Origin of the sequence: Gordonia sp. CNJ-863 (genome assembly GCF_001942325.1) — a bacterium.
Taxonomy (GTDB): domain Bacteria; phylum Actinomycetota; class Actinomycetes; order Mycobacteriales; family Mycobacteriaceae; genus Gordonia; species Gordonia alkanivorans.
Genome location: NZ_MKKG01000018.1, coordinates 14,068 through 33,719 on the forward strand (window position 1 = coordinate 14,068; position 19,652 = coordinate 33,719).

A 19,652-nucleotide genomic window follows, 5' to 3' on the forward strand; every position below is an offset into this window, starting at 1 on the left:
TCGGTCTCGCCTGCGTTGGTATCACCGCTACCCAACCTAGTGCCCCGCGTACGCGATTGTCTTGTCGTACGCGGTCCTCGTGTCGGGTGTCTCCTCGCGGGCCGATCAGCCCACCGGACGGGGTGCCGCGGTGAGCCGGCTGAGCGCAGAGCGGACGACCGCGGGGTCGGTGGTCCGCCACATCGGCGGCAGCGAGGCGAGCAGATAGCCCCCGTAACCGGCTGTGGCCAGCCGGGAGTCCAGCACCGCGACGACGCCGCGGTCGTCGACCGAACGCAGCAATCGGCCGGCGCCCTGCGCGAGCAGCAGCGCCGCGTGGTTGGCGGCCACGGACAGGAAGCCGTTGCCGCCCCGCGCGTCGACCGCGCGTTGCCGCGCGGTGAGCAGCGGGTCGTCGGGGCGGGGGAACGGGATGCGGTCGATGAGCACCAGACTCAGCGAAGGCCCGGGTACGTCGACGCCCTGCCAGAGCGACAGCGTGCCGAACAGGCACGTCTCGGGGTCTTCGGCAAAGCGTTTGACCAGCGTCGAGGTGGTGTCGTCGCCCTGGCACAACACCGGATGATCACACCGTTCGCGGATGGCCTCGGCCGCCTCGCGCGCGGCGCGCATCGACGAGAAGAGTCCCAGGGTGCGCCCGCCGGCGGCGTCGACGAGGTTCGCGATCTCGTCCATCGTCCGCGGCGCTATACCCGACCGATCGGGCCGGGGAAGGTGCCGAGCGACGTAGAGGATCGCCGACTTCGGATAGTCGAACGGAGAGCCGGCGTCCAAGCCCGTCCACCGTGCCGAACCCGAATCCGAGGGCACCGCTTTGCCGCTGGCCGTGATGTTGCGCGAGGCCGCCGGGTCGGGACCTGGTTCATCGGTTCCCGGTTCGTCGGCGGCCGGACGATCGGTGCCGCGTCCGGACGCGGGCAGACCCCACGTCGCGGCCAAGGCGTCGAACGAACCACCGATCGTCAGGGTCGCGGAGGTGAGGATCACCGTCGAATTGGCGAACAGCGACGCCCGCAGCAGGCCCCCGACCGACAGCGGTGCGATGTGCAGCACCGGTCGGGGTTCGGCACCGCGCCGGGAGGTGTCGAGGCCGACCCACACCACGTCCCGGCGTTTGGACTCGTCGGGTTCGTCGAAGGCGCCGAGGACGCGCACGACCGTGTCGTGCATGTCGTCGAGCGAGGTGAGGGCCGCCGACCGGGCAGCGGCCGCGCCGTCGTCGCCTGCGCCGGGAGCGCGCACCGGGCCGATCGCGGTACGGGTCTGCCACAACCGGTCACGCAACATCACCAGCACGGAGGTCGCGTCGGGAGGCAGCTGGTTCCACTGCGTCTTCGGGGCGGTTTCCAGCAGCTCGCCGAGTTGCTCCCCGGCGCCGAGGAGCGCGTCGGCGGTCTCCTCGTCGACGAGCTTGCCGACGCGCCGGGAGACGAGCGCGATCGACGACGCGGACAGTTCGTCGGTGGCCACCGAGGTCATCCGATCGACGAGCTCGTGGGCCTCGTCGATGATCACGACGTCGTGCTCGGGGAGCACGTTGGCGGGACTCGTCGCGTTGATCGCCAGCAGCGCGTGGTTGGTGACCACCACGTCGACCTTGCCGGACCGGCGGCGGGCCTGCTCGGCGAAACAGTCCTCGCCGTAGGAACAGTTGGCGGCGCCGAGGCATTCGCGCGCGGACACGCTGACCTGTCGCCAGGCGCGGTCGGCGACACCGGGAACGAGGTCGTCGCGGTCGCCGGTCTCGGTGTCGCTGCTCCACTCCCGCAACCGGGTGACATCGCGTCCGGTGCGGGACAGCTCGAACGGATCGAACAACTCGGTGTCCGGCTCGTCGGCGGTACCCGAATGGATCTTGTTGAGGCACAGATAGTTACCGCGACCCTTGAGAATCGCGAAGGTCGGCTTGCGGCCGATCGGCTTGGCGAGGGCGCCGGCGAGACGGGGGAGATCGCGCTCGATCAGCTGCCGCTGCAGTGCGATCGTCGCCGTCGACACCACGACGGTCCGGCCGGTCTCCACCGCGTGGCGGATCGCCGGTACGAGGTACGCCAGCGATTTTCCGGTGCCGGTGCCGGCCTGCACGGCGAGATGTTCGCCGGTGTCGATCGCGTGTGCGACGGCGGACGCCATGGCGACCTGACCGTCACGTCGACGACCGCCGAGCGCGGAGACCGCGGTGTCGAGCAGTTCGGTCACCGGGGGAGTGTTCGGCATGTGGTGTTCCGGGGTCCTCGTTCGAGATGGTGCGAGATGGGGTGTGTGAGTTTCAGACGGATCAGCGGGCTCTGCGGTTCCCTCGGGGACTAACCCGTGCCGTAGGAGCCGTCGTAGAGCAGATCGCCCACGAGTTCGACCCCGGCCTCACGCATGCTCGACAATGCGTCGGACGTGGTCTCCGCGCCGACGCCCGCGGTGAAGTTGAGCAGCACCCGGGTCGTGAAGCCCGCCTTCACCGCGTCGAGCGCGGTGGCGAGGACACAGTGATCGGTGGTCAGGCCCGCGATGTCGATCGACGAGATCTTGTGATCGCGCAGCCACTGCTCGAGCGTGGTCCCGTCGTCGGCGATGCCCTCGAAACCCGAGTACGCGGCGTCGTACTCGCCCTTGGAGAAGACCTCTTGCGCTGCGGCGTAATCGAATTCGGGATGGAACGCGACGCCGTCGGTGCCGACCACGCAATGCGGCGGCCAGGTGTCGACGTAGTCGGGGTCGTCGGAGAAGTGAGCGCCGGGATCGATGTGGTGATCGCGTGTCGCGACGACGGTCCGGTACTCGCCGAGGATCTTGGTGATCGCACGGGCGACCGCGGCACCGCCGTTGACCGCGAGGGAGCCGCCCTCGCAGAAATCGTTCTGGACGTCGACGACGACCAACGCGTCGGCCGGCTTGGTGCCGTCGTTGCGTTCGCTGCTCATCAGGTACTCCCTGGCGGATCGAAGGATGTGCTCGTCAGCCGAGCTGGTAGCGGGTCGGCACCGCTGGGTCTCCGTGAGAGAGGCCGAGGCCCTCCCACGGCAGGCTCACCAGCCCCGCCGCGAGGTGGGCGCGCGCGTCGGTCAGCGATGGCAGGGATGCCACCGGCTCCCCGCCGCGGACCAGCGGGATCTGCAGATCCCGGAGGTGGAGACCACCGTCGGCATCAGGGCGCGGCCCGTCGGCTCGGTAGACGATCTCCTCCACGATCGTCCCACTGCCCCGCGCGGCCCGCACGGCCGCCTTCGCGCCGCCGCGCGATTCCTTGTGGCTCGACCGCTTGGCGACGGGCAGACCGTCCACCTCGACGAGCTTGTAGACCATACCCGCGGTCGGTGCGCCGCTCCCGGTGACCAGCGAGGTCCCGACACCGTAGGTGTCCACCGGCTCGGCGCGCAGCGAGGCGATCGCGTACTCGTCGAGGTCGCCGGACACCACGATCTTGGTGTTCGTCGCCCCGAGGTCGTCGAGCTGAGTGCGCACCTGACGCGCGAGCACACCGAGATCCCCCGAGTCGATGCGCACCGCACCGAGTGCGGGGCCGGCGACCTCGATCGCGTTGCGGACGCCCTGGGTGATGTCGTAGGTGTCGACGAGCAGTGTGGTGCCGACTCCGAGGGCCTCGATCTGCGCGGCGAAGGCCGCCTTCTCGTCGGGGCCGTCGGGTCCGGTGAAACCGAGGGTGAAGGCATGGGCGGCGGTGCCCGCGCTGGGCACGCCGAAACGACGATTCGCCTCGAGGTTCGACGTCGCGGCGACACCGGCGAGGTAGGCGGCGCGGGCACACGCGACGGCGGCCCGCTCGTGGGTGCGTCGGGAGCCCATCTCGATGATCGGGCGGGAACCGGCCGCGCTGACCATCCGGGCGGCGGCCGAGGCGATGGCGCTGTCGTGGTTGAGGATCGACAGGATCAACGTCTCGAGGAGAACCGCCTCGGCGAACGGTGCCCGAACCGTGAGGATCGGGGAACCGGGGAAGTAGAGCTCGCCCTCGCGGTAGCCGTCGATGTCCCCGGCGAAGCGATAGTCGCGCAGCCATGCGACGGTCTCGGCGTCGAGGAACTGCTCCACGACGGCGATCTCCTCGTCGCCGAAACGGAACCCCGCGAGCTCGGCGAGGACACGTCCGGTACCCGCGACGACGCCGTACCGACGACCGTCGGGGAGTCGGCGGGCGAACACCTCGAACACGCACGGCCGGTGCGCGACCGGGTGCCGGAGAGCCGCTGCGACCATGGTCAGTTCGTACTGGTCGGTCAGCAGCGCAGTGTTGTCGATGCTCACTATCGCGTTACCCTTGTCCTCATGGCGCCTGACGAAACTCGTGCGCACGAGGCTACCCCCGGCGGTACCGCGGTTGCCGAACCCGCGGTGGCCGACGGCGCGGCGGATCTCGACAAACCCTGGATGACCGTCGTGTGGGACGACCCCGTCAATCTGATGCGGTACGTGACCTTCGTCTTCCAGAAGATCTTCGGCTACTCGGAGTCGCATGCCAATCAGCTCATGATGCAGGTGCACACCGAGGGCAAGGCCGTGGTCTCCAGCGGCGATCGGGACAAGGTCGAGGCAGACGTGCGCAAACTGCACGCGGCCGGCCTGTGGGCCACCATGCAGCGCGATTCATGACCGGGACAGAGATGCTGCGGCCGGGGACCGGACCGTCGTCGACGGTGGGGAGACACTGAGGCGTGCGCACCTGGAAACGCAAGGGCCGCGGCGAGTCGATCCGGATCACCTCCCAGCTCGACTCGCACGAGGCCGAGTTGCTCGCGTCGCTGGTCTCCTCGATGTGTGAGCTCCTCGCCGAACGCGCCGACACCGCGCCGAGCGACGCGCTGTCGGAGGTCACCGGCATCCGCATCGGCCACTCCGACGCGCCGGACGACGCCACCCTCGGCCGCCTGCTGCCGGATTTCCATCGGCCGGATCAGGACGAGGAACTTTCCGCGGAGGTGGTCAACGGCCGACTCAACTCCGCGCTGCGCAGCGTCAACGAGCCGAAGATCATCGACGCCAAACTCGCTGCGGCCCACACACTTCTCGACACCCTGCCGGACGGGGGCGGCGACCTCGCGCTCACCGTCGACGAGGCGACCGCATGGCTGACCGCCCTCAACGACGTCCGTCTCGCGCTCGGGGCGATGCTCGGCATCTCGGAGGACACCCCGGATCGGCTGCCGCCCGACCATCCGCACGCCGCGCATCTCGACGTCTATCACTGGCTGACCGTGATGCAGGATCTGCTCGTGGAAGCGGTGATGTGACCTACGATCCTCGTTGACGCAGCTCCTTTCGGGAGTTTTGTCCGAGTTCGGAGTTCCGGTCGGGGATCGACGAGAGCAGAGGTGCACGTGACGACCATCGGACGACCCGCCCGCCCGGGTGACCGCATCACCGACGTCGTCGGGATCACTGTCGGGCACAGTCACCGCGTCGACGCCGACGCCGAGGTCTCCGGCACCGCTGAGACGCCCGACGGCCACGGCTGGGCCACCGGTACGACGGTGGTCCGGATCTCGGGGCCGGGCGCGATCGCGGCGGTCGACGTGCGCGGCGGAGGCCCGGGCACCCGGGAGACCGATCTCCTCGATCCGTCGAACACCGTGCAGACCGCGCATGCCATCGTGCTCAGCGGCGGCAGCGCCTACGGCCTCGCGACGGCCGACGGTGCGATGCGCGCGCTCGAGGCCGAGGGGGTCGGCCTGCCCCTGGACACCAGGGGGCACGTGGTGCCCATCGTGCCGGCGGCGGTGATCTTCGATCTGCCGGTCGGCGCGTGGGATCACCGGCCCGACGCCGACTTCGGTGCCGAGGCGGTCCGCGTGGCCGGGACCGACTTCGCGGTCGGCAGTGTGGGAGCGGGAGCCGGTGCCCGGGCCGGTGCGCTGAAAGGCGGCGTGGGCACCGCCTCGGTGACGATCGAGACGGGTCCGGCGGCCGGTGTCACGGTCGGTGCGCTGATGGTCGCCAACCCGGTCGGCGCCGTCATCGACCCGACCACCGGGCTGCCGTGGGACCTCGGCGAGAGCGAGCTCGCCGAACTGGGCCTGACGCGTCCCGAGGCCGCCGACATCGCGCACCTGGCCGAACTCGCGGAGAAACACACCGTTCTGAACACCACGATCGGGGTCGTCGCCACCGATGCCGCACTCGATGCGGCGATGACCCGCCGGATCGCCATGGCCGGTCACGACGGCCTGGGTCGCGCCATCCGCCCGGCCCACTCGCCGCTCGACGGCGACACCATCTTCGCTGTCTCCACCGGGGCGGTCCGGCCGGAGTCGACCGATCCGGCGACCGCCTCGCCGCCCGGCATGCACGCGGACGCGGCGATCATCGCCGAGGTCTCCCGATGTGCGGCCGACGTCGTCCAGCGGGCGATCGTCGACGCCGTGCTGGCCGCCGAGTCGGTGGCCTCGATCCCCACGTACGCCGACGCCGCACCGTCGGCTTTCGCCTGACCTGCTCGTACCGGTCACCCGCCGGTGACGCCGGTCATAACCGGTTTCGGAATAGGCGTTCACGGGCCGGCGTTCCCATCAGACAAGTGCGACGACCGGTCGCCGAACCGACGTGCCCGTAACGGGCCCCGCGTCTGCGAAGGAGAACGGGACACCGATGCTCGAGATCGATCAGGAACTCGTCGACGCGATGGTCGCGCACGCCCGCGCCGATCATCCGGACGAGGCGTGCGGCGTGATCGCCGGGCCGGAGGGTTCCGACGACCCGCAGCGGTTCATCCCGATGGTCAACGCCGAACGGTCGCCCACGTTCTACCGATTCGACTCCGCCGAGCAGCTGTCCGTGTGGCGCGAGATGGATCGTCGCGACGAGGAGCCGGTGGTGATCTACCACTCGCACACCGCGACCGAGGCCTACCCGAGCCGCACCGACATCTCCTACGCCGGTGAGCCCGGCGCCCACTATGTGCTGGTGTCCACCCGGGACCCGGAGACCGTCGAGATCCGTAGCTATCGCATCGTCGACGGCACGGTCACCGAAGAAGAGATCGAGATCAGGAGCTGAATATGCCCGTCACCGTGTCCATCCCGACGATCCTGCGGACCCACACCGGCGGCGCCAAGCGCGTCGAGGGTTCCGGTGCGACGCTCGCCGCGCTGATCGACGACCTGGAGTCAGGCAACCCCGGACTCAAGGAGCGCCTGGTCGCACCCGATGAGAAGGGCACCGCAAAGCTGCACCGGTTCGTCAACGTCTACGTCAACGACGAGGACGTCCGGTTCTCCGGCGGTCTCGACACCTCCATCGACGACGGTGACGAGGTGACCATCCTGCCCGCGGTCGCCGGCGGCTGCTGAGCGTGGCGCGCTACGACTCACTCATCGACTCGGTCGGCCACACCCCGCTGATCGGGCTGCAGAGGCTCTCCCCGCGCTGGGACGACTCGGCCGACGGACCGCACGTGCGGCTCTGGGCCAAGCTCGAGGACCGCAACCCGACGGGCTCCATCAAGGACCGTCCGGCGCTGCGCATGATCGAGCAGGCCGAACGCGACGGGCTCCTGCACGTGGGTTCGACGATCCTCGAACCCACCAGCGGCAACACCGGGATCTCGCTGGCGATGGCCGCGAAACTCAAGGGCTACCAACTGATCTGCGTGATGCCCGAGAACACCTCCGAGGAGCGCCGGTCGCTGCTGCGGATGTTCGGCGCGAAGGTGATCTCCTCGCCGGCCGCGGGCGGGTCGAACACCGCGGTGGCCGTGGCCAAGAAGCTGGCGTCGGAGAACCCCGACTGGGTGATGCTCTACCAGTACGGCAACGCCGCCAATGTCGCCGCCCACTACGAGGGCACCGGCCCGGAGCTCTACGCCGACCTGCCGGAGATCACCCACTTCGTCGCGGGCCTGGGCACCACTGGGACGCTCATGGGCGTCGGACGTTTTCTGCGCGAACGCAATCCCGAGATCGAGATCGTCGCGGCCGAACCCCGCTACGGCGACGAGGTGTACGGCCTGCGCAACATCGACGAGGGCTTCATCCCGGAGCTCTACGACGACTCGGTGCTCACCCGCCGGTTCTCGGTGACCGGCGTCGACGCGGTCGCCCGCGTGCGCGAGCTGATCGACCTCGAAGGCATCTTCGCGGGCATCTCCACCGGCGCGATCCTGCAGGCCGCACGCGGCATCGGGCGCCGGGCGATGAAGGACGGCATCCGTGCCGACATCGGCTTCGTGGTTCCCGACGCGGGGTGGAAGTATCTCTCGACCGGGGTCTACGAAGGTAGCCTGGACGACGCGGAGCAGGCACTCGAAGGTCAGCTCTGGGCGTGACCGGCAGTGCCCGAACGTCACCTGAGAAGAGTCGAGACCCGAAGAGAAACTGGCCATGACGTCGTACACCCCACCGGTCGGGCAGGAACAGCCGCGGCGCTCGCGCCCGCTCTGGCTGCGTTCGCTGATCACCACCGTGTGCATCATCGCGGCGCTGTTCGTCGTCGAACTGATCGACGCGGCCACCCGATATGACCTCGACCAGAACGGCATCGAACCCCGCCAGGTCGACGGACTCGACGGCATCCTCTGGGCGCCGATGCTGCACGCCGACTGGGAACACCTGTTCGCCAACCTCATGCCCGGGGCGGTGCTCTGCTTCCTGGTGCTGATGACGCAGCGGTTCCTCATCGTCACCGGCATCATCTGGGTGATCTCCGGGGTAGGGGTGTGGTTGTTCGCCGCGCCCTACTCGATCACGGTCGGCGCGTCGGGCATCATCTTCGGCTGGCTCACCTTTCTCATCGTGCGTGGTCTGTTCAACCGCGACCTGTGGCAGATCCTCGGCGGCGTCGTGCTCTTCCTGATCTACGGTTCGATCCTCTGGGGCGTGCTGCCGAGCAATCCCGTGGTCTCCTGGCAGGCGCATCTGTTCGGCGCGATCGCCGGCGTGCTGGCCGCCTGGTTCCTCGCCTCGGGCGACCGCAAACGCAAGCAGCGCACCGCGACCCCGGGGGTGGCGTCATAGCCGCGCAACCCAACGTGCCCGTCTGGACCTCCGATCCCGAGGCACCCATCGGGATCTTCGACTCCGGCGTCGGCGGACTGACCGTGGCGCGCGCCATCATGGACCTGCTGCCCGACGAGGACATCGTCTACATCGGCGACACCGCGAACGGCCCGTACGGTCCGCTGACGATCCCCGAGATCCGCAAGCACGCGCTGGCGATCGGCGACGACCTGGCCGAGCGCGGCGTCAAGGCGATCGTCATCGCCTGCAACACCGCGTCCGCCGCCTGCCTGCGTGACGCCCGGGAACGCTACGCGCCGATCCCGGTGGTCGAGGTCGTGCTCCCCGCGGTGCGTCGAGCGGTGGTCGCCACCAAGAACGGCCGGATCGGCGTGCTCGGCACCGAGGCCACCATCTCCTCACGCGCATACGAGGATTCGTTCGCCGCGGCCCGCGACGCGGTGATCACCGCAGTACCGTGCCCGCGCTTCGTCGACTTCGTCGAACGCGGGATCACCAGCGGCCGCCAGATCCTCGGTCTGGCACAGGGGTACCTCGAACCACTGCAGCAGGCCGGCGTCGACACAGTCGTGCTCGGCTGCACGCACTACCCGTTGCTGACCGGCGTCCTGCAGCTCGCGATGGGCGACGAGGTGACGCTCGTGTCCAGCGCGGAGGAGACGGCCAAGGACCTCTATCGCGTCCTCACCGAGAAGGACCTGCTGCACCCGCACACCGGTCGGGAGGCGTCGCGCGTCTTCCAGGCGACCGGCGACCCGGAGATGTTCGCCAAGCTCTCGAGACGGTTCCTCGGGCCCGTCGTCGGTGCTGTGCAGCACCTTTAGCCGACTCGGGCAATCTTCGCGGCCCACTTGTGACCCGGTAACCCGGCAGCGACTCGCGCGGGCATGGCACAGTAGGGCTTATGCGTCTCACGGTCCTCGGATGTTCGGGCAGTGTGGGCGGACCGGGGGCGGCATGCTCCGGCTACCTGCTCTCTGTCCCCGGCGAACAGCCGGTGCTGGTGGATTGCGGACCGGGTGTCTTCGGAGAACTGCAACGGGTCACCGATCCCTGCGGGGTCTCGGTGGTTCTCAGTCATCTCCATGCCGATCACTGCCTGGATCTGCCCGCGATGTTGGTGTGGCGCCGGTATGCGCCCTCGTCGGCGACGGAACGCGCCCCGCTCTACGGACCCCCGGGAACGGCGCTGCGGATCGGCCACGGGTCGTCTGAATTCCCGGGCCAGGTCGACGACATCTCCGACACCTTCGACGTCCACGAATGGCGGGACGGGGTCGAGGTCACCCTCGGCGGCATGCGGATCAAGTCGGTGAAGGTCAACCATCCACCGCAGACGTACGGGCTGCGCATCACCGGCCCGCAAGGGCAGGTCATCGCCTACAGCGGCGACACCGCCCCCTGCGACGAACTCATCGATCTCGCCGCCGACGCGGACCTGTTCCTGTGCGAGGCGTCGTGGACCCACGCCCCGTCGGAACGTCCGCCGGACCTGCACATGTCCGGTATCGAGGCGGGGGAGGCCGCGACCAAGGCCAACGTGCGTGCGCTCGCGATCACCCACGTCGCGCCGTGGACCGATTCGGCGGAGATCCTCGCCGAGGCACGCAGCACGTTCTCGGGGCCGGTCGATCTCGTACGTCAGGGACAGGTCATCGATCTCGCCTAGCGGGCCGGGGTCGAGCGGGTCACATGCCGTCCGACCACGGTCGTTACAGTTGGAGCCGTGACCACACGAGCTGACGGCCGAGCCGACGACGAACTGCGTCCCATCTCCTTCACCCGTGGCTTCACCAGCCACCCCGCGGGATCGGTGCTGGTGGAGTTCGGACAGACCCGCGTGATGTGCACCGCGAGTGTCACCGAGGGCGTCCCGCCGTGGCGTCGTGGTTCGGGCCTGGGCTGGCTCACCGCCGAGTACTCGATGCTCCCTGCCGCGACGCACGAGCGGAACAAGCGCGAATCGGTCAAGGGCAAGATCGGTGGCCGAACCCACGAGATCAGCCGGCTCGTCGGCCGGTCGCTGCGCGCCTGCATCGACCTCGCCGCCCTGGGGGAGAACACCATCGCGCTCGACTGCGACGTCCTGCAGGCCGACGGCGGCACCCGCACCGCCGCGATCACCGGCGCCTACGTGGCGCTCGCCGACGCGGTGACCTACCTGCGTGCCGCCGGCAAACTGGCCGACCCGCAACCGCTTTCGTGCGCGATCGCCGCGGTGAGCGTGGGCGTCGTCGACGGCCGGGTGCGTCTCGACCTTCCGTACGAAGAGGACTCGCGGGCTGAGGTCGACATGAACGTCGTCGCCACCGACGCCGGCACCCTCGTCGAGGTGCAGGGCACCGGCGAGGGCGCGACCTTCGCACGGTCGACCCTCGACGCGCTCCTCGACGTCGCTGCGATCGGTACCCAGAAGCTGTTCGAGGCGCAGCGCGCCGTGCTCGCCGAGCCGTACCCGGGTCAGCTGCCGGGCAACGCCTGATGTCGAAGGTCCTGCTCGCGAGCCGCAATCGCAAGAAGCTCGCCGAGCTGCAGCGTGTCGTCGACGCCGCCGGGATCACCGGCCTGGAGATCCTCGGCCTCGACGCCGTGCCCGAGTACCCGGAGGAGCCCGAGGACGGCGCGACCTTCGAGGAGAACGCGCTGATCAAGGCGCGCTCGGGTGCACGCGCCACCGGATTGCCCTGTCTCGCGGATGATTCCGGGATCTCGGTGGACGCACTGAACGGGATGCCCGGGGTGCTGTCGGCGCGCTGGTCGGGTGCTCACGGCGACGATCCGGCCAACAACACGCTGTTGCTGGCGCAGCTGTCGGACACCCCCGACGAACGACGCGGCGCGGCATTCGTGTCGGCGTGCGCGTTGGTGCTGCCGGACGGGACCGAGACGGTCGTGCGCGGGGAGTGGCGCGGACGGGTGCTGCGCGCCGAGCGCGGACCGAACGGCTTCGGCTACGACCCGCTGTTCGCGCCCGACGACGAGCTCGCGGCCGGCCGGTCGTCGGCCGAACTCACGCCGGAGGAGAAGGATTCGCTGAGCCACCGCGGCAAGGCGCTGGCGCAACTGGTGCCGGCGCTGCGGGAGCTCGCCGCTAGAGGTTGAACTGCGCCTTCACTTCCTGGGTGCGCTTGTGCTCGAACCAGAAGGACAGGAACGGAATGGTGCCGGCGATCGCGGTGATGATCGTCTTGCTCGCGGGCCAGCGCACCTTGATCGCCAGGTCGACCGCCATGATCAGGTAGACGAAGTAGACCCAGCCGTGGACGATCGGCACGAAGTCGAGCGCCTTGTTGTCGAATCCGTACGCCAGGATCAGCTCGGCGACGAGCAGTAGCAGCCAGATACCGGTGATCCAGGCCAGGACGCGGTACCTCAACAGGGCCCCGCGGACCTTCTCCACCGGTGCGGTGGGAGCAGAAGCGGTGGATGCGGTCTCGGTCACTGCGGGCCTTTCGATGACGGGGCGTCGGGGGTGTCTGCCGATCTGAGCTCGGCCAGGTAGCGGTTGTATTCGATGAGCGCCGCGTCCTTGACCGGGTCGTGATCGTTGATCAACGACGCCGCGCTCGGCGTCGTCGGGCGCTCGGGGAGGATGCCCTCGGGGATCTCGGCCGCGGCGCGGGCGTCCGCGGCGGCCTTGCGTGCCTCCTCCGGGTCGCTCTCGAGGACGACGAAGCGTCGGTAGGCGTAGATGACCGCGACCGCGAAGGCCGGCCACTGCAGCGCGTAGCCGAGGTTCTGGCCGCTGCCGGAGGCCGACTCGAAGCGCGACCACTGCCACCAGGCGAGGACCAGGCACGCCACCGCGGCGACCACGGTCAGCACCACGAGCGCCGGCCGATGTGTGCGACGGGGGGACGAGGACATACCTTTCAAGGTACCTGGCCTGCGATGATCAAAACGCGGCCGGTAGGGTGGTCGCGGTTACAGTGCGGAGCCCGGTTCCACGTCGGGAACGCACCGAGCGCGAGTGGCGGAATTGGCAGACGCGCTGGATTTAGGTTCCAGTGTCTACGGACGTGGGGGTTCAAGTCCCCCCTCGCGCACCGGATCTCGTGGAAATTGTGCGCAAGTGGCGCACAACTTGTTCTACGAAACGCTCAGGAGCTCGACGGCATCGTCGTCGGCGAAGACGATGTCGTGATCGTCGGTCGAGATCGCCCAGCGCCGCAAGCGGGCGATGTGATCCTCGTCAATCCGTGCCTCGACGGTCTGGTCGCCGGGAGCGAGGTCGGCGAAGTCGTCGACGATCTCCCCTCACGCGTGGTGCCGTCCTCGAGAGTGACACGAACCCGCGACGACACGTGCAGACCTTCGAGGTCCGCGGCGTCGGCGAGTTCTCCGTGGGTGTCGGCCTCTATGGGCTTGTCGAGAGTTTCCTCGTCAAGCGGGGCTTCTTCGACCGGGGCCGCATCGTCGACGGCGGCGGTTTCCTCGACCGCAACGTCTTCGGCAGCGACATCCTCGGCGGAGTCTTCTACAGCGGGCTCCTCGGCGGAGTCCTCTGTGGCGACGACCTCGTCGGGGGAGATCTCGACGGCGGCGTCCTCGTCCTCCAGGGCGTCGACCTCGACCGTCGCGTCCTCGTCGGCGGCCCGCAGATCGGCATCTACGGCGTCGTTCTCCGTGTCCACCGCGTCGATCTCGCGATCGGCGCTGCTCTCCGGTGCGCTCATGGCGTTGCCGTCCTTCCGGTCAGGGAGTGTGATCTCCGGGCGGCCGGACGCACCCAAGTGGCACGTTTGACCCGGTCGTAGGGGTGATCATACTGAACCGGAGGGTTGTCATCCCGAATGGGACCGAATCGTTGCCACCCCGGGATTGTCGTTCCGAAATCGTTAGGTGTCGGCGCCTCGGCTCCGGAAACGCCGACGACCCGCGAGCCACCACCGGCGAACCTCGCTTCGACCTGCAGACTTCGGCCGACGTCTGCAGGTCGAAGCGAGGTTCGCCAGTCACCGGGCACGTCGGCTCGGTGTCGGGGACGCGTGCAACGATGCCGGGGTGAGACGTCGGGCGGTGCTGCCGGGAATCGGAGTGGTCGTTCTGCTTGCCGTGCTCGGTGCACTCGGTCTGCTCCAATCGGAATCGGCTCCGGAGACAGCGCCCGCCCCGGGTGCGGCTTCGGTTCCGTCGCTTCCGTTCTCGACGCCGTCGTCGACGCCGGCGCCGGTGAACCGGGCCCACGCCGATCTGGACTCGCTGGCGGTGAAGGGTCGGGCGCCGAAGACGGGATACTCGCGCTCGGAGTTCGGCTCGGCCTGGGACGACGCCGTCGATGTGGAGTTCGGCCGCAACGGGTGTCGGACCCGGGAGGACATCCTGCGCCGTGACCTCGTCGACGTCACCCTGCACGCCGACGGGTGTCGCGTGCTGTCGGGGACCCTCGTCGACGCCTACTCCGGCACGACCCTGCCGTTCACCCGCGGCCAGGACACGTCGGCGCTCGTTCAGATCGACCACGTCGTCGCGCTGTCGGACGCCTGGCAGAAGGGCGCGGCGCAGTGGGATGCGCGTCGCCGTCTCGAGTTCGCCAACGACCCGCGGAATCTGCAGGCGGTCGACGGAACGGTGAACCAGCGCAAGGGCGCCGGCGATGCGGCCACCTGGCTGCCTCCGAACAAGGCGTATCGATGCACCTACGTCAGCCGTCAGATCGAGGTCAAGAAGGCCTACGGTCTCTGGGTCACTGCGGCGGAACGGGACGCGATGTCCCGAGTGCTGTCCGACTGCTGACGCGAGGGACGGAGCGATCCCGGCCAGTCACGGTGAGTAGCCTCAGGTGCGTGACGGCGCCACATTCCACCCTTCATCCGCTGACCGACGATTCCGTCGTCGACGCCCTGGGCGCCGACCTCCGCGCCGCGGCCTATACGACCGACGGTGTCACCGAACTCCTCGGTGACGAGGTCCACGCCGCCCTGCTGCGCGGCGTGTGGTGGCCCGCGTCGGCCGCGACTGCGGAGGAACAGCGCGACGGCGACGAGGGCGAGTCGCGACTCGCCACCCTCATCAGGCTCTTCCTGCTCGGGTCGGACGAACCCGAAAACCTCGTCGCGCAGGCGTTTCCGACAGCCGGCGTCGACGCACTCGTCGCCCAGGGAGTACTCACCCGGATCGACGAGGGAGCGATCCGCGCGAGCCTCGACATCCGTCCGCACGCCGACGAAACCCACGACTTCCTCGTCGTCGCCGACCAGGACGCCGCCATGCGATCGGGTCCCGTCGCCCGCGACCACGTACTCGGAATCGGTGGGGCCTCGATGTCTCTCGCACGCGCGATCATTCGTGAACCAGCACGACGCGCCCTCGACATCGGCACGGGGTGGGCATCCAGGCGCTGCACCTGAACTCGCACTGCGACGAGATCGTCGCCACCGACACCAACGAGCGGGCACTGGCGCTGGCCCGGGCGACCGCGCGCCTGAACGGGATGTCGTGGGATCTGCGGGCGGGCAGCATGTTCGAGCCCGTGACGGGGGAGCGCTTCGACCTCATCGTGTCCAACCCGCCGTTCGTCGTCGGGACCGGCAGCCAGGACTACATCTATCGTGACTCGGGTGTCGTCGGAGATGCGCTGTGCGAGCAGCTCATCCGCGAGTTGCCTGCTCACCTGAACCCGGGCGGCACCGCCCAGATCCTGGCCAACTGGATCATCACCGACGGTGCGGACTGGCGTGACCGGGTGGGCGGCTGGCTGGACGGGACGGGTCTCGACGCCTGGGTCGTCCAGCGGGAGGCGGCTGATCCGATCAGCTATGTGTCGCTGTGGCTCTCCGATGCCGGCGAGGACGAGGCTGCCGCTGCCCGGCGCGGGGAGCAGTGGCTGGAGTGGTTCGACGACAACGACATCGTCGCGATCGGCATGGGCTCCATCACCGTTCGCGCGCCGGAGGCGGGGGAGGACCGGGAGCCCGACGTCGTCATCGAAGAGATCACCGGAGCGGGCGAAGAGGTCACCGGTCCCGAGGCGCAGGCCTTCCTGGCCCGCCGCCGGTACCTACGCGAGACCTCCGACGCGGAGCTGCTGGACAAGCGGCTCTCGGTCGCGCCGGTGATGCTCGAAGAACATTCGCTACCCGGCGAGGACGGCTGGCAACAGGTCGGTGCCGCCGTGCGCCGCCCCGGAGGTCCGGGCGCGGTCCTCGGCGTCGACGAGGTGTCCCGCGCATTACTCGCCGGATGTCGCGGACAGGTTCCCCTGCAGACCTTGATCGAGTTGCTCGCCGACTTTCACGGCGTCGACGCCGAGGCGTTGGCCACCGCCGCACTGCCGGTGGTCCGGGAGGCCATCGGACGCGGAATCCTCTACGAGGCGGACTGAGGACCGGCGGTCACATCCGTGCGTACCGGGTGAGCCAGTAGCAATACACGCCGTAGCCGGCGATACCTATCGCGGCCAGGATCATCAGCACCTGCCCCGCGGGGAGGGCGGCCAGGGACTTGACCGTGCCGTCGATCCCGCTCGCCTTCGACGGGTCCGAGGTGGCCACCGCGACGAGAACCAGGATGCCGGTGCCGACGAGCACGAGGCCCTTGCCGCAGTAACCGACCACCCCGGCGATGGTCGCCGCGCGGTCGTGGGTCTTGAGGTCGTCGAGGAAGTTCCGGCTCGCACCCTTGTACACGTGGTAGACACCGACGCCGATGATGATCAGGCCGGCGACCACCACGACGAACTTGCCGGCACCGGATTCCATCAGACGAGCGGTGAGTCCGGTATTCTGCTGGCCACTCGACTGGCCGCTGCCCATCGCGAATCGCACTGCCGTCCAGGCGAATCCGGCGTAGACGACGGCCAGCGACAATGCCTTACCGCGGTCGAGCCAGTCCTCTGCGCCGTCGTTGTCCCGGCCGGGTTCGGTGGCGTGCGGGCCGACGATGGCCTCGGCGACTCGCCACAGGGCGAGTGCCACGAAGGCGACGGCCGCGATCCAGAGCACGATGCGGCCCCCGGTGTTCCCGGCGAAGATGCCCAGGGCCCCGGACTGGTCGGCGTTTCCGCCCTCGCCGAAGGCGAGCCGAACGACGATGTACGCGATGAGCAGGTGGACGAGTCCGCTGACGGCGTGCCCGGCGCGTGCCCCGCGCTGGAACCACGGACTGTCGGTGGCGCGATCGACCGCGCCGGTTACCTGGTTGCCTGACATCCTCGCCGCCTCCCGTCGGCGGTGAGCGCCGACGTTTCGAACGATACGCGCGCTCAGTCGCCGTCCGGGAACGTTGCGTCGAGAGCCCGGGAGATGTCGGCGATCAGGTCATCGGCGTCCTCCAGGCCGACGGAGAAACGGAGATGGCCCCACTGCCGGAACGGTTCCGGATATGCCGCCACCCGCGGGCCGTCGGGTCCGACGTGGACGATCAGCGACTCGTCGTGGCCGAGCGACACCGCCGACGTGATCACCTGCAGCGCCCCGACGAAACGGTTCTGGGTCGCCGAGTCCCCGCGCACGGCGAACGCCATCATCGCGCCGAACCCGCGTCCGCCGAACTGGTGAACCGCCAAGTCGTGCTCGGGATGGGAGGCGAGGCCGGGGTAGCGCACGAAGGCGACACGCGGATCCCCGTCGAGGAAGGTGGCGACGCGTTCGGCGGTGCGCTGGTGCTGGGCGAGCCGCAGCGGCAGGGTGATGGCACCACGGGCGATCAGCCACGCGTTGAACGGTGAGATCACGCCGCCGACGTCGACCATCGCCTGCTCCTTGATGCGGCCGATCAGGTCGGAGCGGCCGAGCACCGCGCCGCCCATCGCGTCACCGTGACCGTTGATGTACTTGGTCAGCGAATGCACGACGAGGTCGGCGCCGTCGCCGAGTGGCCGGTACAGCGGCGGCGGGGTGAAGGTCGAGTCGACGAGCAGCAGGGCGTCGGCGGTGTGGGCGATGTCGGCCAGCGCCGCGATGTCCCCGACCTTGGTCGTCGGATTCGCGATCGTCTCGACGGCCACGAGTCGCGTGTCGGGACGCAGCGCCGCGCGGACGTTCTCGGGGTCGGTGATGTCGACGAAGGTCGCCTCGATTCCGTACTTCTTCGGCAACAGCTCCGCCCACAGCTTCCACGTCGCCTCGTAGGTGGTGTCCGAGACGACGACGTGGTCGCCGGTGGAGAGGAAGGTGAAGAAGACCGCGTGCAGCGCGGCGACACCGGAGGCCAGGACGACCGCGTCCTCGGCCTCCTCGAGCGCGGCGAGCTTGTCCTGCAGGGCAACCTGGTTGGCGCCGGTGTTGCGGGTGTAGAAGAGCTGCTCGGTACCCGACCAGCTGATCTGTTCCGGCTCGGGCGGCAGGTGATACGAGTTCGCCATCGTGATGGGCGTGCGCACCGACGGACCCGACGAGTCGTTCCCGGCGTGCACGCTGCGTGTCATCTCCCCGGGCTGCACTTCTCCGGTCATGCGCGGGCTCCTATCGGTTGCGGCTGCTCGCCGGTCGGCACACCGGGTTCGACGTCGACGTCGAGAGCGGACCCGTCGCCGAACCCCGGCGCGGTGTTGTCGCGGCCTGGCAGGACACCTCGGGCGACCCGTCCAGGGACCTTGTGCAGCTTGTCGATGTGCGTGAAGTACCGGAACTCCGCCCACACCCAGCAGATGCCGAAAACCAGCAGCGCGACGGCCTGCATCGTGAGCGTGTCCCACGGCCGGTGCGCGATGTGAATCGGGACGATGACCAGCGCGATCGCCTGGATGACGTAGGAGTCGAGGCTTCGGGTGCCGGTCATGACCAGCGGGCGCAGCCAGTCGTGATGCCACCAGCGCAGCAACAAGCGGAACATCCCGTAGAGGGCGGGGATCACCAGGTAGGCGCCGATGGCACGCGCGGGCCGGAAGTCCAGCTTGTCGGCGAAGGCGGGTTCGAGGTGCGCCCACGGGCCGGCGGCGATGCCGTAGTGGAAGAACAGTGCGACCGTCACCGCCACGGCGACGATGACGACGAGCCAGCGGTCGACGAACTCGGGGACACTCCATCGCGACCAGTTCCAGCCGATGACCACCGACGGGATGAACATGATCTGCCATCCCGCGACGTTCTGGATGTGCGGGGCCGCCTGGTAGGCGCTGAGGTAGAACCAGTCGGGCGACCAGACCAGCGAAACCGCGTACAACGTCAGCGACGCGGCGAGGATCCACGCCCACCAGCCGCGCTGCAGAAGCGGGAACAGGGCGAACGCGGACATCATCAGCACCATGTAGAGGAGCAGGATGTTCCCGCCGCTCGGCAGGTACTGCATCGTGACCGACAGCCAGATCCCGTCGGCCCAGCCGTCGACCGGGAGCAGGAGCGTCAGCCAGCGGTGGCCCTCGAGCGCGGCCGCGACGGCGACGAGCGCGATCGTCAGCTGACAGACGTAGAGGACCGCGATGCGCTTGGCCAGGCGGACGTAGGCGTACCGCAGCCCGTGACGGGTGACCCAGCGCTGGTACACGAGGCCCAGCACGATGCCCGAGAGCATGACGAACGCCGACATCCCGTCCACGTACGGAAAGGCGTGTGTGGGCGAGGCCAACGGGGAATCGGTGGCGAAGTGTGCGGTGACCATGCTCCAGATCGCCACTCCTCGCGTGGCGTCGATGGCGAGATCTCGGTTTCCCGACACTCGGTTCCCAGACCCTGTGTGTGAAGACATTGATCTGAAGATAGAACTCACCGCGACCCGGAGTCATCCCGGGCCGCGGTGAGTCGTGACCTG

The 19,652-nt window shown here is 69.0% G+C and carries 21 protein-coding genes, 1 tRNA gene and 1 pseudogene; 15 read left to right on the forward strand and 8 right to left on the reverse strand.

Annotated features, from left to right (window positions below; genetic code table 11):
* Nucleotides 1–105: 105 nt before the first annotated feature.
* The 3 genes from BJF87_RS10805 to BJF87_RS10815 all read right to left on the reverse strand — a co-directional run bounded on the left by BJF87_RS10805 (nt 106) and on the right by BJF87_RS10815 (nt 4,260).
* Nucleotides 106–2,217 (reverse strand): ATP-dependent DNA helicase, encoded by a 2,112-nt coding sequence (locus BJF87_RS10805; protein ID WP_006359583.1) that lies wholly within the window; start codon nt 2,215–2,217, stop codon nt 106–108.
* Between the two features lie 89 nt (nt 2,218–2,306).
* Nucleotides 2,307–2,918: an isochorismatase family protein gene (locus BJF87_RS10810; protein ID WP_006359582.1), complete on the reverse strand. Its 612-nt coding sequence runs from the start codon at nt 2,916–2,918 to the stop codon at nt 2,307–2,309.
* Between the two features lie 34 nt (nt 2,919–2,952).
* A complete protein-coding gene (locus tag BJF87_RS10815) occupies nt 2,953–4,260 on the reverse strand; it encodes a nicotinate phosphoribosyltransferase (protein WP_035750816.1) in 1,308 nt (435 codons plus the stop codon).
* Nucleotides 4,261–4,281: 21 nt separating this feature from the next.
* Here BJF87_RS10815 and clpS point away from each other — a divergent pair, with 21 nt between their 5' ends.
* The 11 genes from clpS (at nt 4,282) to rdgB (ending at nt 12,065) form a co-directional block, all read left to right on the forward strand.
* Nucleotides 4,282–4,605, forward strand: coding sequence for an ATP-dependent Clp protease adapter ClpS (gene clpS, locus BJF87_RS10820; protein WP_006359580.1), 324 nt, complete (start codon nt 4,282–4,284; stop codon nt 4,603–4,605).
* A gap of 62 nt (nt 4,606–4,667) precedes the next feature.
* Nucleotides 4,668–5,243, forward strand: coding sequence for a DUF2017 domain-containing protein (locus BJF87_RS10825; protein WP_075863109.1), 576 nt, complete (start codon nt 4,668–4,670; stop codon nt 5,241–5,243).
* 87 nt (nt 5,244–5,330) lie between these two features.
* Nucleotides 5,331–6,440 (forward strand): P1 family peptidase, encoded by a 1,110-nt coding sequence (locus tag BJF87_RS10830; protein ID WP_040004228.1) that lies wholly within the window; start codon nt 5,331–5,333, stop codon nt 6,438–6,440.
* Between the two features lie 157 nt (nt 6,441–6,597).
* A complete protein-coding gene (locus BJF87_RS10835; RefSeq protein WP_006359577.1) occupies nt 6,598–7,005 on the forward strand; it encodes a Mov34/MPN/PAD-1 family protein in 408 nt (135 codons plus the stop codon).
* Nucleotides 7,006–7,007: 2 nt separating this feature from the next.
* Nucleotides 7,008–7,298 (forward strand): MoaD/ThiS family protein, encoded by a 291-nt coding sequence (locus BJF87_RS10840; RefSeq protein WP_006359576.1) that lies wholly within the window; start codon nt 7,008–7,010, stop codon nt 7,296–7,298.
* Nucleotides 7,299–7,300: 2 nt separating this feature from the next.
* On the forward strand, nt 7,301–8,272 hold the full coding sequence (locus tag BJF87_RS10845; protein WP_006359575.1) for a PLP-dependent cysteine synthase family protein: 972 nt from the start codon (nt 7,301–7,303) through the stop codon (nt 8,270–8,272).
* 55 nt (nt 8,273–8,327) lie between these two features.
* Nucleotides 8,328–8,960 (forward strand): rhomboid family intramembrane serine protease, encoded by a 633-nt coding sequence (locus BJF87_RS10850; RefSeq protein ID WP_006359574.1) that lies wholly within the window; start codon nt 8,328–8,330, stop codon nt 8,958–8,960.
* Between the two features lie 14 nt (nt 8,961–8,974).
* Nucleotides 8,975–9,787, forward strand: coding sequence for a glutamate racemase (murI, locus tag BJF87_RS10855; protein WP_035750830.1), 813 nt, complete (start codon nt 8,975–8,977; stop codon nt 9,785–9,787).
* A gap of 80 nt (nt 9,788–9,867) precedes the next feature.
* The gene (locus tag BJF87_RS10860) at nt 9,868–10,632 is read left to right on the forward strand and encodes a cyclic nucleotide-degrading phosphodiesterase (protein WP_035750833.1); all 765 of its coding nucleotides are present in this window, start codon (nt 9,868–9,870) and stop codon (nt 10,630–10,632) included.
* 57 nt (nt 10,633–10,689) lie between these two features.
* Nucleotides 10,690–11,445 carry a ribonuclease PH gene (rph, locus tag BJF87_RS10865; protein WP_006357329.1) on the forward strand — a complete coding sequence of 252 codons (756 nt, stop codon included), beginning with the start codon at nt 10,690–10,692 and terminating at the stop codon, nt 11,443–11,445.
* Complete coding sequence (rdgB, locus tag BJF87_RS10870; RefSeq protein ID WP_006357330.1) at nt 11,445–12,065, forward strand: RdgB/HAM1 family non-canonical purine NTP pyrophosphatase; 621 nt, start codon at nt 11,445–11,447, stop codon at nt 12,063–12,065. The genes rph and rdgB overlap by 1 nt, the downstream gene beginning before the upstream one ends.
* Here the strand turns inward: rdgB and BJF87_RS10875 are convergent.
* Both BJF87_RS10875 and BJF87_RS10880 read right to left on the reverse strand, forming a co-directional pair.
* On the reverse strand, nt 12,055–12,405 hold the full coding sequence (locus tag BJF87_RS10875) for a DUF3817 domain-containing protein (protein WP_075863110.1): 351 nt from the start codon (nt 12,403–12,405) through the stop codon (nt 12,055–12,057). The genes rdgB and BJF87_RS10875 overlap by 11 nt on opposite strands.
* Complete coding sequence (locus BJF87_RS10880; RefSeq protein ID WP_035750838.1) at nt 12,402–12,830, reverse strand: glucitol operon activator; 429 nt, start codon at nt 12,828–12,830, stop codon at nt 12,402–12,404. Before BJF87_RS10880 ends, BJF87_RS10875 begins: the two co-directional genes overlap by 4 nt.
* Before the next feature lie 97 nt (nt 12,831–12,927).
* Between BJF87_RS10880 and BJF87_RS10885 the strand changes: the two genes are divergently transcribed.
* From BJF87_RS10885 to BJF87_RS10900, 4 genes and pseudogenes are all read left to right on the forward strand, one after another.
* Nucleotides 12,928–13,009 (forward strand) — tRNA-Leu (locus tag BJF87_RS10885).
* Between the two features lie 258 nt (nt 13,010–13,267).
* A complete protein-coding gene (locus BJF87_RS26075; protein WP_158037491.1) occupies nt 13,268–13,720 on the forward strand; it encodes a hypothetical protein in 453 nt (150 codons plus the stop codon).
* A 262-nt stretch (nt 13,721–13,982) separates the two neighbouring features.
* Nucleotides 13,983–14,699, forward strand: a complete 717-nt coding sequence (locus BJF87_RS10895; protein WP_075863111.1) for an HNH endonuclease family protein — start codon at nt 13,983–13,985, stop codon at nt 14,697–14,699.
* Nucleotides 14,700–14,749: 50 nt separating this feature from the next.
* A pseudogene (locus BJF87_RS10900) lies at nt 14,750–16,287 on the forward strand (methyltransferase).
* 10 nt (nt 16,288–16,297) lie between these two features.
* On the opposite strand, the gene BJF87_RS10905 reads toward BJF87_RS10900, so the two are convergent.
* From BJF87_RS10905 to opgC, 3 genes are read right to left on the reverse strand one after another with little or no spacing between them, the layout of a single operon-like run.
* Complete coding sequence (locus tag BJF87_RS10905) at nt 16,298–17,113, reverse strand: DUF1206 domain-containing protein (RefSeq protein WP_006357336.1); 816 nt, start codon at nt 17,111–17,113, stop codon at nt 16,298–16,300.
* A gap of 53 nt (nt 17,114–17,166) precedes the next feature.
* The gene (locus tag BJF87_RS10910) at nt 17,167–18,357 is read right to left on the reverse strand and encodes a PLP-dependent aspartate aminotransferase family protein (RefSeq protein ID WP_006357337.1); all 1,191 of its coding nucleotides are present in this window, start codon (nt 18,355–18,357) and stop codon (nt 17,167–17,169) included.
* Nucleotides 18,354–19,502 (reverse strand): OpgC domain-containing protein, encoded by a 1,149-nt coding sequence (opgC, locus tag BJF87_RS10915; protein ID WP_006357338.1) that lies wholly within the window; start codon nt 19,500–19,502, stop codon nt 18,354–18,356. The genes BJF87_RS10910 and opgC overlap by 4 nt, the downstream gene beginning before the upstream one ends.
* Nucleotides 19,503–19,652: the final 150 nt, after the last annotated feature.

Coding starts and splice junctions, on each gene's coding strand:
- BJF87_RS10805 (WP_006359583.1), bottom strand. CDS start 2,217: ATGCCGAACACTCCCCCGGTGACCGAACTGCTCGACACCGCGGTCTCC.
- BJF87_RS10810 (WP_006359582.1), bottom strand. CDS start 2,918: ATGAGCAGCGAACGCAACGACGGCACCAAGCCGGCCGACGCGTTGGTC.
- clpS (WP_006359580.1), top strand. CDS start 4,282: ATGGCGCCTGACGAAACTCGTGCGCACGAGGCTACCCCCGGCGGTACC.
- BJF87_RS10835 (WP_006359577.1), top strand. CDS start 6,598: ATGCTCGAGATCGATCAGGAACTCGTCGACGCGATGGTCGCGCACGCC.
- BJF87_RS10840 (WP_006359576.1), top strand. CDS start 7,008: ATGCCCGTCACCGTGTCCATCCCGACGATCCTGCGGACCCACACCGGC.
- BJF87_RS10850 (WP_006359574.1), top strand. CDS start 8,328: ATGACGTCGTACACCCCACCGGTCGGGCAGGAACAGCCGCGGCGCTCG.
- BJF87_RS10860 (WP_035750833.1), top strand. CDS start 9,868: ATGCGTCTCACGGTCCTCGGATGTTCGGGCAGTGTGGGCGGACCGGGG.
- rdgB (WP_006357330.1), top strand. CDS start 11,445: ATGTCGAAGGTCCTGCTCGCGAGCCGCAATCGCAAGAAGCTCGCCGAG.
- BJF87_RS10880 (WP_035750838.1), bottom strand. CDS start 12,830: ATGTCCTCGTCCCCCCGTCGCACACATCGGCCGGCGCTCGTGGTGCTG.
- BJF87_RS10905 (WP_006357336.1), bottom strand. CDS start 17,113: ATGTCAGGCAACCAGGTAACCGGCGCGGTCGATCGCGCCACCGACAGT.
- BJF87_RS10910 (WP_006357337.1), bottom strand. CDS start 18,357: ATGACCGGAGAAGTGCAGCCCGGGGAGATGACACGCAGCGTGCACGCC.
- opgC (WP_006357338.1), bottom strand. CDS start 19,502: ATGGTCACCGCACACTTCGCCACCGATTCCCCGTTGGCCTCGCCCACA.